12 protein-coding genes and 2 pseudogenes are annotated in these 16,036 nt (G+C 51.5%); 1 reads left to right on the forward strand and 13 read right to left on the reverse strand.

Features of this window, described 5'->3' with window-relative positions; all coding sequences use genetic code 11:
* Positions 1-763 precede the first annotated feature (763 nt).
* The 3 genes from PVOR_RS23290 to PVOR_RS23300 all read right to left on the reverse strand — a co-directional run bounded on the left by PVOR_RS23290 (position 764) and on the right by PVOR_RS23300 (position 2,799).
* Positions 764-1,144 (reverse strand): VOC family protein, encoded by a 381-nt coding sequence (locus PVOR_RS23290; RefSeq protein ID WP_006211977.1) that lies wholly within the window; start codon positions 1,142-1,144, stop codon positions 764-766.
* Entirely contained in the window at positions 1,141-1,752 is a 612-nt protein-coding gene (locus PVOR_RS23295) for an SRPBCC family protein (RefSeq protein WP_006211978.1), read from the reverse strand. The genes PVOR_RS23290 and PVOR_RS23295 overlap by 4 nt, the downstream gene beginning before the upstream one ends.
* A gap of 75 nt (positions 1,753-1,827) precedes the next feature.
* Positions 1,828-2,799 carry a helix-turn-helix transcriptional regulator gene (locus tag PVOR_RS23300; protein ID WP_006211979.1) on the reverse strand — a complete coding sequence of 324 codons (972 nt, stop codon included), beginning with the start codon at positions 2,797-2,799 and terminating at the stop codon, positions 1,828-1,830.
* 514 nt (positions 2,800-3,313) lie between these two features.
* Here PVOR_RS23300 and PVOR_RS23305 point away from each other — a divergent pair.
* A complete protein-coding gene (locus tag PVOR_RS23305; protein ID WP_006211980.1) occupies positions 3,314-3,562 on the forward strand; it encodes a hypothetical protein in 249 nt (82 codons plus the stop codon).
* Between the two features lie 81 nt (positions 3,563-3,643).
* On the opposite strand, the gene PVOR_RS23310 is transcribed toward PVOR_RS23305, so the two are convergent.
* From PVOR_RS23310 to PVOR_RS23355, 10 genes and pseudogenes are all read right to left on the reverse strand, one after another.
* A complete protein-coding gene (locus tag PVOR_RS23310; RefSeq protein WP_040680917.1) occupies positions 3,644-4,756 on the reverse strand; it encodes an NAD(P)H-dependent flavin oxidoreductase in 1,113 nt (370 codons plus the stop codon).
* Positions 4,757-4,862: 106 nt separating this feature from the next.
* Positions 4,863-6,123 (reverse strand): annotated as a pseudogene (gene tyrS, locus PVOR_RS23315) (tyrosine--tRNA ligase).
* A 4-nt stretch (positions 6,124-6,127) separates the two neighbouring features.
* Complete coding sequence (locus tag PVOR_RS23320) at positions 6,128-6,337, reverse strand: hypothetical protein (RefSeq protein ID WP_006211983.1); 210 nt, start codon at positions 6,335-6,337, stop codon at positions 6,128-6,130.
* Positions 6,338-6,568: 231 nt separating this feature from the next.
* Positions 6,569-7,384, reverse strand: a complete 816-nt coding sequence (tetB(58), locus tag PVOR_RS23325; RefSeq protein WP_006211984.1) for a tetracycline efflux ABC transporter Tet(58) subunit B — start codon at positions 7,382-7,384, stop codon at positions 6,569-6,571.
* Positions 7,381-8,412: a daunorubicin resistance protein DrrA family ABC transporter ATP-binding protein gene (locus PVOR_RS23330; protein ID WP_006211985.1), complete on the reverse strand. Its 1,032-nt coding sequence runs from the start codon at positions 8,410-8,412 to the stop codon at positions 7,381-7,383. Before PVOR_RS23330 ends, tetB(58) begins: the two co-directional genes overlap by 4 nt.
* Before the next feature lie 277 nt (positions 8,413-8,689).
* Positions 8,690-9,646 carry an ArsR/SmtB family transcription factor gene (locus PVOR_RS23335; RefSeq protein ID WP_006211986.1) on the reverse strand — a complete coding sequence of 319 codons (957 nt, stop codon included), beginning with the start codon at positions 9,644-9,646 and terminating at the stop codon, positions 8,690-8,692.
* A gap of 250 nt (positions 9,647-9,896) precedes the next feature.
* Positions 9,897-11,294 carry a family 43 glycosylhydrolase gene (locus PVOR_RS23340; protein WP_006211987.1) on the reverse strand — a complete coding sequence of 466 codons (1,398 nt, stop codon included), beginning with the start codon at positions 11,292-11,294 and terminating at the stop codon, positions 9,897-9,899.
* A 90-nt stretch (positions 11,295-11,384) separates the two neighbouring features.
* A complete protein-coding gene (locus tag PVOR_RS23345; protein ID WP_006211989.1) occupies positions 11,385-13,127 on the reverse strand; it encodes a glycoside hydrolase family 2 protein in 1,743 nt (580 codons plus the stop codon).
* 72 nt (positions 13,128-13,199) lie between these two features.
* Complete coding sequence (locus PVOR_RS23350; RefSeq protein WP_006211990.1) at positions 13,200-14,198, reverse strand: aldose 1-epimerase; 999 nt, start codon at positions 14,196-14,198, stop codon at positions 13,200-13,202.
* A gap of 20 nt (positions 14,199-14,218) precedes the next feature.
* Positions 14,219-16,028: pseudogene (locus PVOR_RS23355) on the reverse strand (glycoside hydrolase family 2 protein).
* Positions 16,029-16,036: the final 8 nt, after the last annotated feature.

Genomic DNA, 16,036 nt, shown 5'->3' on the forward strand with positions numbered 1-16,036 from the left:
ATCTGGTGTCCTCAAACTGACCATATACAACTACATGGGACGAAATAGCGGAACCTCTGTCCTCACATTTACTGGGCAGCTCTCGCATTTGCCATTTGGCGGTTGGCATTTAGCGGTTGGGGTTGACGAGTGACAGTTAGCAAAGGTTTCTGTGTTCTGTAGTCTTTGGTCTGTGCGTTAGCGGTTGGGCGTGATTGTTAGTCGTTCACCGCTGTCTTCGTCGCGTTCATTGCTCCAGCACCTTGACCATGCCGGTCGAATTCAACGCTCGCCTTATCGCATCCTTGTCTCCGCCTTTACTTATTGTTTAGTAGCTCTACTGTTTACTGTTACTGTTACTGTTACTGTTACTGTTACTGTTACCGTTATTGTACTGTTGACTTTTACTTCATGCTATTGGCTTGTTTACGGTTTTTGCTTGTTGTTACTGTTTGCTGTTAATGCTTACTTTTGACTCTAGAGTTACTGCTACAGTTACTATTGGCTATTCACGCTTACTGTTACTTGCTTACTGCTACTACACATACTGCTTACTGCTACTGCTACTGCTACTGTTACTGTTACCGCTTACTGCTACTGCTACTGTTACTGCTCGCTGCTACTGCTTACTGTCTACTGTTTACTTCTGACTGCTCACTGCTACTGCTTACTCTTTGCCGTTGGCAGCTTACTGTTAACTGTGGTCTTTGCCCGTTAGCATTAGCGTTAACCCATTACCACCGTCATCATCGCACTTGTGTTCATGCCCTTGCCCGCAGCCAAATTAATTCAACCTATGGACCATTTCATACTTGTTGCCGCAGGGATCTTCAAAATAAACGGCATAATAGGTCGGACTGATCGGGAATAACCCTGGCCCGCTGTTAATGGTTCCCCCATACTGCTTCACAACCTCTGCGATATGATCAACTTCAGCCGGATCTTTCCCCCAGAACCCGATCAGATTGTCATTCGGTTGATGTTCGGGATCCTCCGTTATCGCAAAATAAGGAACACTTGGAAGCTCCCCTTGTGCTGCAAATACGTTCCATTGCTCGGAATGATAGGTGATGGTGAAACCCAGTTCATGCAGCAGCTTGTCATAAAACAGACTAACTTGTTCCCACGAATTCACTCGCAGGTCCATATGACTGAATCGATTCATCCTGCCACCTCCCTATGTTGTTGAATCGTTGTCAGTACCTCGTTCCAGTAACGCCTCATCACCTCTCGCATATAGACGTCTTCCAGCATTTCCTGATGAATCGCGATGGTGGTTTTACCGCTATTCGTAGATAGTACGTAGATTTGCAGCCGGGACGGGTTATCCCACGCCTTGCACTTCCATGTCAAACGCAGTTTATGATAGGGGATGACCACCGTAATCTTGCCGGACACGCCTTCCTTCGACTCATATTCATGCCCTACCCGAAACTCTATCGAAGGTACATCCCCTATCCATAGCGCCAGACCTTCCGGCGATGTGAGGAAGTCCCAAGCTTGCTCCTTCGTCATGGCCATCGTTTTTCTAACGCCGATCTGCACGCCTGCGTCTTTGGAAAATCCAACAGGAATCCGGCCCATGAGCTGTTCGTACATGACGGTGATCCATTCACCCCACTCCTCTGACACCTGATCCAACGCGCAGATATGATTTCGGATCTGTTCATGAGACCATAGCTGGTCCATTTCCTGCCCAAGTTTGGCGACCCAGTCTTCCCACGAGCGTCCCGTTGCCTGTAACACATCTTGTCTAAAAATAGCCCCTGCCACCCTAATCTCCTCCTAACGCTGCCTTATGGAATTCATTATATAACGCAAAAACTGACATAGAAGGTCAGTCTTTTATCATTGGGATTGATAATGTTTCAACAAGGATTCCGTAATGTCGATCATGCCTAATTTCAATTCTTCGGGCTCCATGATTCGAATCCTCCCCCCGAATGATAGGAGATAATAGGCTACCTGGGTGTATAGCGTAAGCTCGTCCAGCCTGAACACCGCATGATCTGCTGTCCTCTCCTGCAGTACATGACCGAGCAGCCAATGCTGACATAAATCGTCAATAGCTTGGGGGACACCTTGTATGTGCACGGACACCCCATGCGGGTTGTTATCAGAACCCTGCTCTGCCAGCAATCCCTCCAACAAAAACTCACGGGCGGAGAACGGCTCCGGACGGACAAAGGAGTCAACGGTACAACGGATATCGCTCATACGATCGACGCGAAAGCTGCGTATTTCACCCCGCAGGTGGCAATAACCCACCGTATACCATTTGCTCTTCCAATGGACAAGCCCATATGGATCCAGGATACGTGTATGTATGGTACCATCATACCCTGTCTTATAGTTGATCTGGAGACGGCATTGCTGGTCGATGCCAGCTTCAATCGCGGCAAGCATGGACATAAGCACGGGAGCTGTAGGCGGTTGGATGACCTCGATGCTATTTTCACGGCGCGTTAGACGCTCCAGCTGCTCCGGATTCGTATGCCGCTTGATTTTGGAAAGAGCTCGACTGAGTGGAGCTTCGGAAGGATAACCCGCTTCCCGTGCGAATGCAGCGGCGTGAAGCAGTGCCTTCTGTTCATCGGCATCAAAAAACAGGGGCGCAAGCTTGATAGGATCAGGGATGAAGTAACCCCCATCGCGTCCGATTTCGGAAACGATCGGCATGCCGGAAATACAGAGGGCATCGATATTCCGGTATATCGTTCGAATATGTACGTCAAGTTCCTCCGCCAGCTGTTTGGCCGTCATTCTTCTTCGTGCCTTTAAGAGCCATAGAATCGCCAGCATATTATCAGCCTTAGACATCGTATTCAGTACTCCTCCCCTTCAGGATTCATTCATTTCACTTCCATTATAAATCACAAAAAACACAGGTTCAGAAATATCTCCCATGCTGCATCTACTGTTGATGTGCCTACTCATTCCCTGCCAGCCGAGAGAAAAGCCGACCCTCTGCTGGAGCAGCTCTTCATTCTTATTCCTTAAACACGACTTCGTTTTATCCTATGTGAACGCAGATCGCTAGAATTAGCCTCTTTGTCTCTAATCTAATAAGCTGCCTACGGTAATTAAACCTAACGACCTCCGCCGTTATCATGCTCCGCCTTGATGACAACGCTCCTCTTCATACGCCCTTCATCATCCCACTTGGCATTTTTATAAACTTTTTACATATTATGTATCTCTTGTCCTTGATATCTGAAAAAATATTAGATAGGATTATACCTAAAAAACCAAAAACTCGTAAAGGGTGATGATGAAAGAGATTGGATGGTCCTGCCGTTGACGATGGACGAATCATTCTTGCAGGAGGCATGATATGAGAATTCACAACGCGATTCCATGGCGTGGAAACAAGCTGGAGCTGAAGAACGTCACTGCTTCCAACATCGCGGGTGCGATGATTTATACGAACCATACCACCAACACATTATATTCCGACTACACCATGTCCGGCGTGGCTGGAGGTCTATATGCTTCCGGCTCCAAAACCGCATCTGCTGCCAGTCCATCCTCCTTTGTTGAGATGACGTGGAACGGTGAAGGCGGAGATACTTACGGATTCTAAAAAGAATTGGCAGGCCCCCCGGGAATTCGTCCTCAGGTGGCCTGTCGTTAGACTAGCTTAACAACCCGGCAGCGGTCATCCTCATTCATGCGGATCGGTGATTTCGCTTGACCCGCATAGGGAGAGCGCTTCCTGAATGGTCTCGTATACGATAGCCTTGGCCCTCTGTCCGGAGGTCAGCCTTCTTGTCCCTTGCCCTGCCCATAATGACATATAGTCCGGATTATTTTGGCGGTTGGCGGCGTTTCTGATATCGCGGGTCACCGTATTCTGCACGGGAAACGGAAGCGGCTCTAAACCAGTGGCATCCCAACGCCTGATAAAGGCATTGCGTATTCCTCTGGCTGGCCGTCCCGAGAACGCTTGGGTAATGACTGTGCTCTCTTCCGTGCTCTCCAGCAGAGCCTGCTTGTAAACCTCATGAGCCCCCGATTCCAGTGCCGTCAAAAATCGCGTCCCCATCTGGACGCCTTGCGCTCCAAGAACAAGCGAGGCAACAAGCCCGCGTCCATCCATAACGCCTCCCGCAGCAATTACCGGTATCTTCACCTGATCCACAATTTGCGGTACCAGGGAAAATGTCCCGATATTCGCACCCATCGGGTGCTCTGTCAGATCAAACGTTCCTCGATGTCCACCTGCGTCGCTGCCTTGGGCAACAATGGCATCACAGCCCGCTTGCTCCGCCATCAACGCTTCGTTTACCGTCGTTACCATCGTAACCACCAGCAGGTTGGCCGCTTTTGCCTGCCGCATGAGAGGTTCAGGCAGAATGCCGAATGCAGTGCTGATGACAGGCACCTTCTCTTCAAGCAGAACCGTGAATTGCTTCTCAAACCAATCGGGAGCTGCCACCTGATCCGCACCCGCTTGAGGAATGCCCAGCGTTTCCCGCATCCGGTTCAGCTCATGCTGGACTTCTCCGATTCGATCCAAGTTATCCGAAGCCTGAGTGGCAGTAGAAGCAAAGAGATTCACGGCAAAGGGCTTATCCGTCAGCTTGCGGATATCCTGAATGCTTTGACGAATGGCGGCCGGCTCCATATAGGCTGCGCCCAGCGTTCCAAGCCCGCCTGCATCCGATACGGCGGCAACCAGCTCAGCCGTTGACGGCCCTCCGGCCATTCCAGCCAGAAAGACCGGGTAGCGGATTCCGAACCGTTGGCATAACTCCGTGTATAGCTGCATATTCATGATTCCCTCCTTCGTTGTTAAAGCTATTATCCTATGAAGACACAACAACTTCCATCGTAAAAAAACCGCTCAACACAATGATCTGTGTTGAGCGGTTTTTTCAAGTTTAGGACATTTTCACCAAGCTGTAGTTTTTCTTTCCTTTGCGGATGATGATGAAACGCCCGCCGATCGCTTGATCAGCCGTAACCTCATGTTCCAGGTCGCTGACGCGCTCGCCGTTCATGGAGATTGCGCCTTTCGTGATGTCCTCGCGAGCTTGCCGCTTGGAAGGCTCGATGCCCAGATCCACGAGCCAGTCAACGATATTCTTCGGCTCCTGCGTCGCTTCAAATGTTGGCATCTCCTTGAAGCCCTGCTCGATCTCTTCGGCCGTAAGCGATTGGATATCGCCCGTAAACAGGGCTGCGGTAATGCGCTTGGCTTGCTCCAGCATTTCCTCGCCGTGCACGAATTTCGTCATTTCCTCTGCCAGCATTTTTTGTGCTTCGCGTTTATGCGGCTCGCTCTGCACCTTCTCGGCCAGCTCGTCGATTTGCTCTTTACTCAAGAACGTAAAGTACTTCAAGTATTTCACGACGTCACGGTCATCGGTGTTCGCCCAGAACTGGTAGAACTCAAATGGCGTGGTTTTGTTCGGATCCAGCCATATCGCGCCACCGGCGGTTTTGCCGAATTTCGTGCCATCGGCTTTCAGCATCAGCGGAATCGTGAGACCGAATGCTTTCGCCTCGGAGCCTTCTTTTTTCCGGATCAGATCAAGACCGCTTGTAATGTTGCCCCATTGGTCCGAGCCGCCGATTTGCAGCTGCACGTCTTCATGCTGGAACAGATGCAGGTAGTCCACGGACTGCAGAATCTGTATAAGTGAATTCCGTGAAGGAAATGCCGCTGTCGAGGCGGCTCGCCACAACGTCCTTCGCCAGCATGGAGTTGATGCTGAAGTTTTTGCCGAAATCTCGTAAAAATTCGATAATGCTAATCTTATGCGTCCAGTCGTAGTTGTTGACCATGCGAATTTGATTGTCGCCTTCCGTCACAAAGAGCTTTTTCATTTGCCCGGTCAGTGCATCCACGTTGGCCTGAACCTGCTCCAGCGTTTGCAGCGAGCGCTCGGTTTGACGTCCGCTTGGATCCCCGATAGTGCCGGTTGCGCCACCGATCAGAATGACCGGGCGATGACCGGCAAGCTGGAAACGCTTCAGCATAATAAAGGGAATCAGATGGCCGATATGCATGCTGTCGCCCGTTGGGTCTACGCCGCAGTATAGCGAGATTGATTTTTCATTCGTAAGCTCCCGGAGGCCTTCGGCATCCGTCTGTTGGTTGATGGCATCGCGCCATTCAAGTTCATCGATAATATTCACAGCATTAACACCCCTTCAATTCATTAATATCCTTATTACGAAACGTCCATCCTCGTTGAAAAAAACAAAAAATCGCCCCTTGTCTGTTATAGACATAGGGACGATTAATAACCGTGTTACCACCCAGATTGCACAATTGGACCGCCAGCTGCTGCTGCGCGCCGTTCATGCCGCTCATCAGGCGAGATATTCGTTCGCCATTTCCGCTCGGCATTACCCGAGATACTCCAGAGTGTAATTCGCCAGCTTGGTGTGTACCGGGTTCCATCAACCCCCGGCTTTCTAGAACAGGGACCAAGCTGCTACTGGGCTCTTTCAACGCATGTCGTTTATAAGATTACAGACAGTATAGTGAAATAATAAATCGATGTCAACCAGCGTTCGCATAGGTAGTCTTACACAGGCGGCAAACCTGAATGAAAGTCCGGTTGTTCAACTGCTGCTCTTACGTGCGGCGCATATATGCACGTACCGTAATCGGAGCAAAGATAGCTACAATGACGGCAGCGCCGATCAACGATATCGCGAGATCCCATCCGACAATCCCGGAGTTGGTCAGATCCCGCACAGCCGTAACCAGATGCGAGATCGGATTGATGTTCACAAACCACTGCAGCCAGCCCGGCATGGTATCTACCGGAACGAACGCATTGGAGAGAAACGTGAGCGGGAACAGCACAATCATGGATATGCCCTGTACGCTTGAGGCCGTACGTGCAATGACACCGAAGAAAGCAAATATCCAACTGATTGCCCATGAACACAAAATTACCAGCAGCGCCGCGAGAGCAACGTAGCCAAGGCCCCCTTCGGGACGGTACCCCATAACATATCCCATGCTAAAGGTAAGCACCGTTGCTATGGTATACCTGACGGTATCTGCCAGCAGGGCTCCGGCAAGCGGAGCAATCCGCGCAATAGGCAGCGACTTGAATCGGTCGAACACCCCTTTATCCATATCCTCGCGCAGTTGAACCCCGGTCACAACGGAGGTCGTAATCACGGTCTGAACGAGGATCCCCGGAATGATGACAGGCAAATAACTCAATACGTCGCCAGAGATCGCACCGCCAAAAATATAGGTAAACATCAAGGTGAAAATAATAGGCTGGAGCGTTACGTCGAACAATTGCTCGGGCGTGCGCCGAATCTTCAGCAGCCCCCGGTAGGCCATCGTCAATGAGTTTCGCAGCGTCTGACCGAGACTTGTGTGGTTTTTCAGCTGCCGCTCCTTAGCTGGCTTAATCATTGTGCTGCTCATACGGTTGTCACCTCTGTTTTATTGGATTCACGGGACGCTTGAGACGTCTCCTCTTTCACTCCATGACCGGTAATCGTCAGGAATACCTCATCCAGGGTCGGCTTCTGCACACTCATCTCGGACAAGCCAATTCCCGCCGAGCGAAGCTCGATCAACAGGTCTGCAACAAGGTCCGCACTCTCCATCGGCGCCGTAATCTTTCCAGCTTCCGGTGACACATTGACATGGACTTTCAGCACCCGTTCCACGGTATGACGAGCCCTGTCAATGTCCAGCGGGTTTTGGACCGTCAGATGCAGCGACGAAGTCCCCACTGACATTTTCAGCTCATCTCCCGTACCTTCGGCCACCACCCGGCCGTAATCGATGACGGCGATTCGGTCAGCCAGCTGATCAGCCTCCTCCAGATACTGCGTCGTGAGCAGTACAGTTGATCCGGTATTCACCAGCCTGCGGATCGTATCCCACATCTGTGAACGCGTGCGCGGGTCCAGCCCCGTTGTCGGTTCATCCAGAAAAATGAGCGGCGGCTGGGCAATGAGGCTTGCCGCCAGGTCCAGCCTGCGGCGCATGCCGCCGGAGAAATTTTTGAGCGGCCGCTTCGCCGCCTCCGTCAATCCGAATTCCTCCAGCAATTCTTCGGACTTGCGCCGTGCCTCTGTACGGCCCAGTCCCAGCAAGCGTGAGAAGATGATCAGATTCTCGGTGGCGCTGAGCGACTCGTCAACCGATGCGTATTGGCCGGTCACCCCGATTAATTGACGAACGATCTGGGATTCCGCAAGCACATCGTGCCCGAAGATTCGGGCGGAACCTGCATCCGGCCGCAGCAGGGTCGCCAGCATCCGAATGGTGGTTGTCTTGCCTGCACCATTCGGTCCAAGCACGCCGTAAATCGTGCCTGCGCGCACCTGCAAATTTACACCGTCTACTGCACGATTGCTGCCAAAGGTTTTGACAAGTCCATGTGCTTCAACAGCGAGGTCTCCATTGTTCGGTTCCATTCTCTTTCTGTATACATGCTCCACTTCTATTTCCTCCAATCCATTATTGATGATATGGGGATCGTAACACCCGTATTTAAACGGAATGTAAACCGTAAAATAAAATGGGCTCTTTTACGCGCCGCACACGAACCGTTCCTCCCCGCCGCTATGCTGTGCTGTGCTGTGCAAAGGCAAACTTCAGACATAAGCAAAAAAACCGTTTCTTGGTTAAATGGAGGCACGTCCTGCCCATTTACGAAAGAAACGGTTCTTTTGTTATTTTGATGAGGTGAGGTCTTCGTCAAGCGAGCGAACTGCTCTAGGGGACAACCGGATCTTCCTCATCCTGATCCATCGTATATTTAATCTGCATCATAATATTTTGTTCATGATCGCCAAACTGACGGCCGAACAAATTCAGTCCGCCTTGATTTACGGCATCGGGTTTGATGCCGATACGCAGGCGCATTTTGGGGCTCTCGTTAATCCTAAGATGATCTAATGTAACATCGGACACTTTATCCATATCAAGGGTCGTCTTTTCGTGGTCCACTCGCCATGTTTTGAGAAAGCCGTATTGCGTAGCCCAATCATACCACCAATTCGGATTCAGTTTGCCGCGGCGGTCCCCGAAATCACCTGGACTTGTCCACATTCCAATCTCCACGCCGTTTACCCATACCGAAATATTGGACGGCCAATTATGATCATAATTCGGCGCTTCGGAACACATTTCCATGGACAGTCCAAGCGATTCAATGCGAGCTCCGGCCGGAATATCCATCGGCAGTAAATACTCCAGATACCCCTTGCGCAGCCAGATGATCTGGGCGTTCACATGCTTGGGGTGGTAAAAGCTCGCAGGCTCGTCTTCCTTAATGATATAACCGTCCGCATTAGCCATTCCGCAGGTGGGAGATACCTCGCAATCGCTGTAATGACCGATCGGCATCTCGACTTCATAAACATGCGTTACTCCCTTGGGCACCGAATTCTTCAAGTTCAGGGCAATGTGAATATCGTCGTAATTCCGGCTGCAGACCTTCATGGCCCCGCGGGAAGCCGGCAGCAGTTCAGTATTGATTAACTCGGCGGCTTCCAGCACTTTGATGTTGCTGGCTACTGTTGAGACCGGAAGTTTAAGCTTCTCGGCAATCTCGATAATATTTAAATTTTTGGAATTCAGGAGCCTTAGAATATCAACCCGTGAACGCGTTGACAAGGCATGGGATACCGTGACGAGTCTTTCCGGGTCGTTAAAGCCAAGTTCCAGCACAAATCTGCTCTCCTTTAAACTAAACATATTCATTACAATTATCTTACTTCTTAACGTGACGAAAAACAATCAAACTTGCAAAGGCTTACATCGTTGATCTATCATCATTTTGCCGTTAGTTAGCTCTTCGAAGGAGTAGGGGAGAACGCCTCCTTGCTTAGCCAGAAAAGGCCTCCGGGAGAACCGGAAGCCATCCATGGTCAAGCGAACATCACTATTTTTTTCGGTTCCATCTGTCATGCACAGTGTGCTAATTCGCTGGCTTGATGTCAAAAAAATCGATTTCTCCGTAGCCTTCGCCTTTAGAAAAACGGATCTGGTTCACGCCGGCCTTAAGCTGAACTCGCGCCGTGGACAATCCCCAGTTCTCCCAGCCTTTATTCGTGATGTGAAACCTGCTCGGTACGCCTGAATTTACGCTTAACAGAAGATTGGACCAGTTCCCCCCGGCTGTGCCGTTTGCTGTCCGGGCGAGCAGAATATATTCGCCAGCCGATGCGGCATGAACGGAAAATTCAACATAACTCTCCGGCGTGTCGATATGTCCCGCCTTAAGTCCTCCCGAGCTGTTGGGGCTTCCGGATGCATAGGCGACACCGCCGAACGCCCCCACTTCCCCTTCGTAACGGGTGTGAGCGGCTTCGCCTGAAGGCAAGGTTATGGGCGCATTCGGATTCGCCGGAACACCAAGATTCGGGGTATTGTCCGCATGCCATGTGAATTTCTGCATTCGGACCTCACGATTCCACCCGGCATTATGATATTTGGCGACGTGGTAGAGCATCCAATCCTCCGTGCCATCCGTCGACTTCGTGAATGAATGGTGGCCCGGTCCGTACAGCCCGTTACCCGACTTGAATATCGGTTGGCTGCGTTTGTTCCAGGATGCCGGGTTCAACAAATCGCTGGTCGTGCTGGCTGTGATCAATCCTAGGCAATAGTCATTGGTCCAGCTCCCGCTGGCAGAGTACACCAGGCTAATGACGCCATTTTGGATAATCACCTGGGGACCTTCGTTTACGTGCGGGGAGTGATTCGTCTCCCACTGATAAGTAGGCCTTGCAATCTCCACCCGATCCGAGCTGATGGTCCACGGATTGCTCATGCGTGCGATATACAGATTCTGCCGCACATTGGTATCCCCTTCCCAGCCGGACCAGATAAAGTACAGCTGACCGCCTGCTTGCAGCACCGTGCCGTCAATGGCCCACTTGTTGGTGTGGTCCGTAATCTGACCTTTATACTGCCAGGTTCCCTGTGTCGGATCTGCCGATGTATTCTCCATCACATACATACGGTGATTGACATTGTCCCCGTCGTCCTTCGCGTAGTAGATGTACCAAGCGCCGTTGATGTAATGCAGCTCGGGAGCCCATATCCCGCAGCAGCCTGTGTTTACGACCGTAGTGGGAGCTGCATCCATCGCCGTCAGCTGGGCTGACTTCCAGATCGTAACGTCACCGCCGGTCGTTTTCGTAAAATAGTAGTAACCGTCGGTATGTTTATAAACCCAAGGATCCGCTCCATCCTGCATGACAACGTTGTAGAAGTTGTTTTGGCTTGAGACGGCATGGGTCACCTGCCCCATAGGAAAAATAAGAAGTGCGCACACTGCGAGCAGCCATTTATTCCGAATGTCTACCTTCATTACCGGTCACGTCCTTTTTGGATAATGTAACAACATGCACTTGGGCATCCAAGATTCCGGCCTGTACAGAGCAGTCATGGGACAGCGGCTTCAATCTTCAATGGCGGCCTTACGCAAATTTATGCTTCGTATCAGATCAGGATCGAATTTCGGCTTCCTGTCGTAGGTATACAGCCCGTTCACTTCCTGCTCGACATCGTATAGCTGGGTGTAACAAAATCCGAACATCCGCGGATGATCGAGCAAGACATTAGTCAAACCCGCATAACGCGTAAGAAAATCTTCTTCAGATGTCGGACGATCCCCGTATCCCCAGGACTTCTCATCTTGCTGCTCCGGATTCCACCAGATGCCGCCATATTCACTGATGAAATAAGGCTGCCCCGCATACTGCTGCCGGTTCGGAAAGCTGTTGTACACCTCGCCGCCATCCTTCATCGGCTCATATCTCTCCTTAAATGTCTGCGGGTTCTGATCATAATCATGAATGTCGAATATATCCGTCACGACATGGAAGTTGCCACTCGTATCAATGACCGGACGCGTCGGATCGATTTTTTTGGATACCTCGTATACAATGCGCAGCACTTCGTTATTTTGTTTGGCACCGTCCCGATCCCAAGTTTCGTTAAAAGGACACCAGCCGATAAGGGCAGGATGATTGAAATCACGCTCCATCCCTTCGAGCCATTCCGGCAGGAAATGGGACAGCCCCTCGGTTGTTGTGATGTCCAGTCCCCAATTTGCATGCTCTCCCCATACCAGATAACCTAACCGGTCGGCCCAATACAAGAAGCGCGGTTCGAATATCTTCTCATGCAGCCTCGCGCCGTTAAAGCCAAGGCCCATCGATATTTCGATGTCGTTGCGAAGAGCCTCGTCGCTTGGAGCCGTATAGATGCCGTCCGGGTAAAAGCCCTGATCCAGCACCAGACGCTGAAATATGGATCTGCCGTTGATCCGAAATGCCATGCCGTCCAGCCTAACGCTTCTGAGGCCGAAATAAGCTTGCACCGTATCACCTGTTTTACCTTGCTCCTGCAGGGATAACTCCAGATCGTACAATCTGCCCTGACCAACCTCCCATAAGTGAACCTCCTCCAACGGAAGGGTGAGCTTGACGGACGGTCCGGATACCAAAGCGCTGGCATCCCCTACAGCCTTACCGTCATAGAGAGCGGCAGCAGTGAGCTTGCCCCCCAATGCCTTTCCGACCACTTTCACTTCAAGGTGTACGCAAGCATTATCAGGGTCTGCCACCACTTTCATGTCAGACAAATAGGCTTCCGGCACATGCTCCAGCCATACCGTCTGCCAGATGCCTGTGGTGCGCGTGTAATCACAGCCATGAGAGTCGTAGCGCTCGCTCTGCTTGCCTCGCGGCTGACGTCCGGAACGGACATCGTCCTCCGCATATACGGTAATCACATTCGCGCCCGGTGTCATCTGAGGGCTGATATCAAAGCTGAACGGGGTATATCCTCCGCGATGGGTACCTATGGATACACCGTTCACCCATACTTCCGTTTCATAATCGACCGCCCCGAAATGAAGCAGTGTTCTGCCCTTCCAGCTCTCAGGCACGGTAAACTCCCGTTTATACCAGACTCCAGCCATAAAATCCTTATATTCAACGCCGGACAGCTTGCTCTCCGGGCAAAAAGGGACCGTGATCGTTCCCGAGAGCTCGTGTCCGATTTCTTGGTAACCGCGTTCTTTTCCACTCCGGCCATGATCGATTTCGAATTGCCATGGACCGTTCAGGTTGATCCAATCGGGTCTTACCCATTGGGGTCTCGGGTATTCGGGACGCGGAACTGTAGTGTGGGTCATGGTTGAACTCCTTTTAACGTTTAATTTGTCTGTATAGTATCTATTGCCATAGGGCTGAAGGTGGGCAATGCCTCAGCTTTTCCTAACGTACAGCCTGCTGCTCTCCTCCCATATCTCATGGGGATCCAGACTGAAACACCCGACTTCCTCCGCTGGCATGTCCATATTGGGCGCATTGACCAGATTAATCTGCGGTTCAGGGCAGAAGAAACCCTCCGTCGCTTCATTATTCCAGATCATCCACTGCTTGTAAGAGGTACCCACGTCGTACACCAACGTCAATTGGGCAACCTCATCAGTAAGCTCCATTCGGTTCCTTCCATTCTGGGCGGCGGCGGTATAGTGATTGTCCATACGCTCGAAGAACGGATAGACGCCGTCGCCTTGCATCGCTTCCTCACTCGCGGACAATGGCTGATGGGCGCCGGTGGGCAGCATGGATTCACCGAGCTCCCACCGCTTACCAAGGGTCAGCTTCATCCGGTAATCCCGGGCATCGCCTCCCTCCACGAAAGGCGCATTAATGGACGTATGAAATGCAAGCAGGCACGGCATGGATCCTGTCCCCGTATTGGTTATCGTGACGCGCTGGGATAACCCTTGATCGCTTAAGCTGTACCGCAGCTGAATATGAAACGGGAACGGAAAGGCTTCGTATACCGGATGCCGTTCATCCACATGGACAGATACCGTCACATAAGCCTCCTGCTTGGAGTGCCCGTAGTCATCAAGCTCCCATGGAATATTGTACAAGAAGCCATGAAGATGATGACCGGTTGCCTCCTCGTTGACGGGAAGGTGATGGATCTTGCCGTTCCACCGGAAATTGCCTTGCTCATAGCGGTTCGGGGGAAACAGCACCGGTATGCCGTGAATCATCGGTCTTTCCCTGAATGCCGCCATTTCCTCCGGTGCCGGTTCATGCAGAAACCGGCACCCCTTCTCCAGGTCCCGGAACGAAATCAGATTCCCCCCGATTCCCGGAAGCATGACTGCTTCATAAGCTCCTGCCCTTAAATAAACCGCGCTCTCGTCATGGTATACACCCTCATAGGCATTCGTTCGGTCCATTTCTTCTTCATCTCCCCCGATTAGGTTCCCATCATAATCTTACGGATGGTCTCAAGCGGTGCTTTCGGCTTGCGGTCATACGTCAGCAGTCCATTGATCTCCTGCTCAACATCCGTTAGCTGTGTGTAGCAATATCCCTGAACCACAGGTGACGAGAACATTGGATCAACCACCGCCTTCAGCCGGGCCAAGAAATCCTCTTCATTCTCTGCGCCGGAATAACCCCAGCCATCCCACTCACTCTTCTTGAAGGCAATGCCGCCGAACTCCGATACGAATATCGGCTGTCCTTGATAGCTGGCTCCGCCGACAAAGATCCTCCGGTTAGCCGGCATGGCCTGCACCGCAGACGCGGCTGTTGCATACCGCTCCTCCAGCACCTCCTGACGGCTCTCATAGTCATGGATCGTGACCAGATCGGTGGTCATATGCTCCCATCCGTCGTTATAAACGACGGGTCTGCTATCATCCAGCGATTTAGTCAAATGGTACATCGCCAGTCCGTGCTGCTGCTGGCGCCGATCCATCTGGACATTCGGAATGCCCCAGCTCTCGTTCAGCGGAACCCACGTGATGATGCACGGATGATTGTAATCCCGCTCCATAATCTCCTGCCACTCAGCCGTGAACCGGCGGACATACGCTTCGGAGTATTCATACGCGTTAGCTGCCTCACTCCATAACAGCAGGCCGAGTCGATCACACCAGTACAGGAAGCGGGGGTCCTCACTCTTCTGATGTTTTCGCACGCCGTTAAAGCCCATTTCCTTCGCCAGTTCCACATCGCGTTTTAACGCCTCATCCGACGGCGCCGTCAGGATGCCCTCTGGAAAATATCCCTGGTCCAGCACCAGCCTCTGAAAGTAAGGGCGATTATTCAGGCACAGTTTGCCATCCTCGATGGATACCTTGCGCATGCCAAAATAACTCGATACCTGATCCACCACGGCTTCGGCTTGAAGGAGGCGAAACTCGATATCATACAGGTTCGGATGCTCCGGGCTCCACAGCCGCCCCAATCCATGATCTGTGAAATCGCTCAGACCGATGGTCCGAAGCTGCTCCGCATTTTGAATCGCATATTGATCCTCCGCGACAAGCTCTCCCTGAAACCTTACGGTAATCTGCAGCTTGACCTCCTCCACAGACTTAACTCCCTCTATAAACGTCCGGATGCGGATTTCATTTCGATCAATATCAGGTGTCATCATCGTCTTGCTCAGATGTACAGGGGATACCGGCTCGATCCATACACTTTGCCAGATGCCGGTCGTGCGGGTGTAGAATATGCTTGCGGAATGCTCAAGCCAATACTGCTTGCCGCGCGGCAAGGTGACATCCCGGCTGAAATCCTCGGCTCGAACGATGATGGTGTTGCTTCCTGCCGCCAGCGCAGCCGTAATGTCTGCCTGGAACGGCGTATGACCGCCCTCATGCACCGCCACCATATGCCCGTTCACCCATACTTTGGCCGAATAATCCACGGCGCCAAAATGAAGCACGATCCGTTTACCATGCCAATCCGGCGGAATCTCGAACGTTCTACGGTACCACACAACATCGTGAAAAGCCGGATCGTCGATGCCGCTCAGCTTGCTTTGAAACGTAAACGGGACCGTTATTTTTCGTGCAAAAGATTGTTCGGCATTCCCCAGGTACCATCGCTCATCCTCACCGATGCCAAGATCATCAAATCCGAAATACCCATTCTCCATTAAGACTCAGCCATTCCTTGCGTTGAAACTGGGGTCTTGGATATTCGCTGCGCAAACCTGTTTGTGTCTCGCTAACTGCTGTCGTCAAGATGTGACTCACTCCTGTTCGATTCATCTCTATCT

Origin of the sequence: Paenibacillus vortex V453 (assembly GCF_000193415.1) — a bacterium.
In the GTDB taxonomy this organism is placed as follows: Bacteria; Bacillota; Bacilli; order Paenibacillales; family Paenibacillaceae; genus Paenibacillus_AQ; species Paenibacillus_AQ glucanolyticus.

Coding starts and splice junctions, on each gene's coding strand:
- PVOR_RS23305 (WP_006211980.1), top strand. CDS start 3,314: ATGAGAATTCACAACGCGATTCCATGGCGTGGAAACAAGCTGGAGCTG.
- PVOR_RS23290 (WP_006211977.1), bottom strand. CDS start 1,144: ATGAATCGATTCAGTCATATGGACCTGCGAGTGAATTCGTGGGAACAA.
- PVOR_RS23300 (WP_006211979.1), bottom strand. CDS start 2,799: ATGTCTAAGGCTGATAATATGCTGGCGATTCTATGGCTCTTAAAGGCA.
- PVOR_RS23320 (WP_006211983.1), bottom strand. CDS start 6,337: ATGCCGAGCGGAAATGGCGAACGAATATCTCGCCTGATGAGCGGCATG.
- PVOR_RS23345 (WP_006211989.1), bottom strand. CDS start 13,127: ATGACCCACACTACAGTTCCGCGTCCCGAATACCCGAGACCCCAATGG.
- PVOR_RS23340 (WP_006211987.1), bottom strand. CDS start 11,294: ATGAAGGTAGACATTCGGAATAAATGGCTGCTCGCAGTGTGCGCACTT.
- PVOR_RS23310 (WP_040680917.1), bottom strand. CDS start 4,756: ATGAATATGCAGCTATACACGGAGTTATGCCAACGGTTCGGAATCCGC.
- PVOR_RS23350 (WP_006211990.1), bottom strand. CDS start 14,198: ATGGACCGAACGAATGCCTATGAGGGTGTATACCATGACGAGAGCGCG.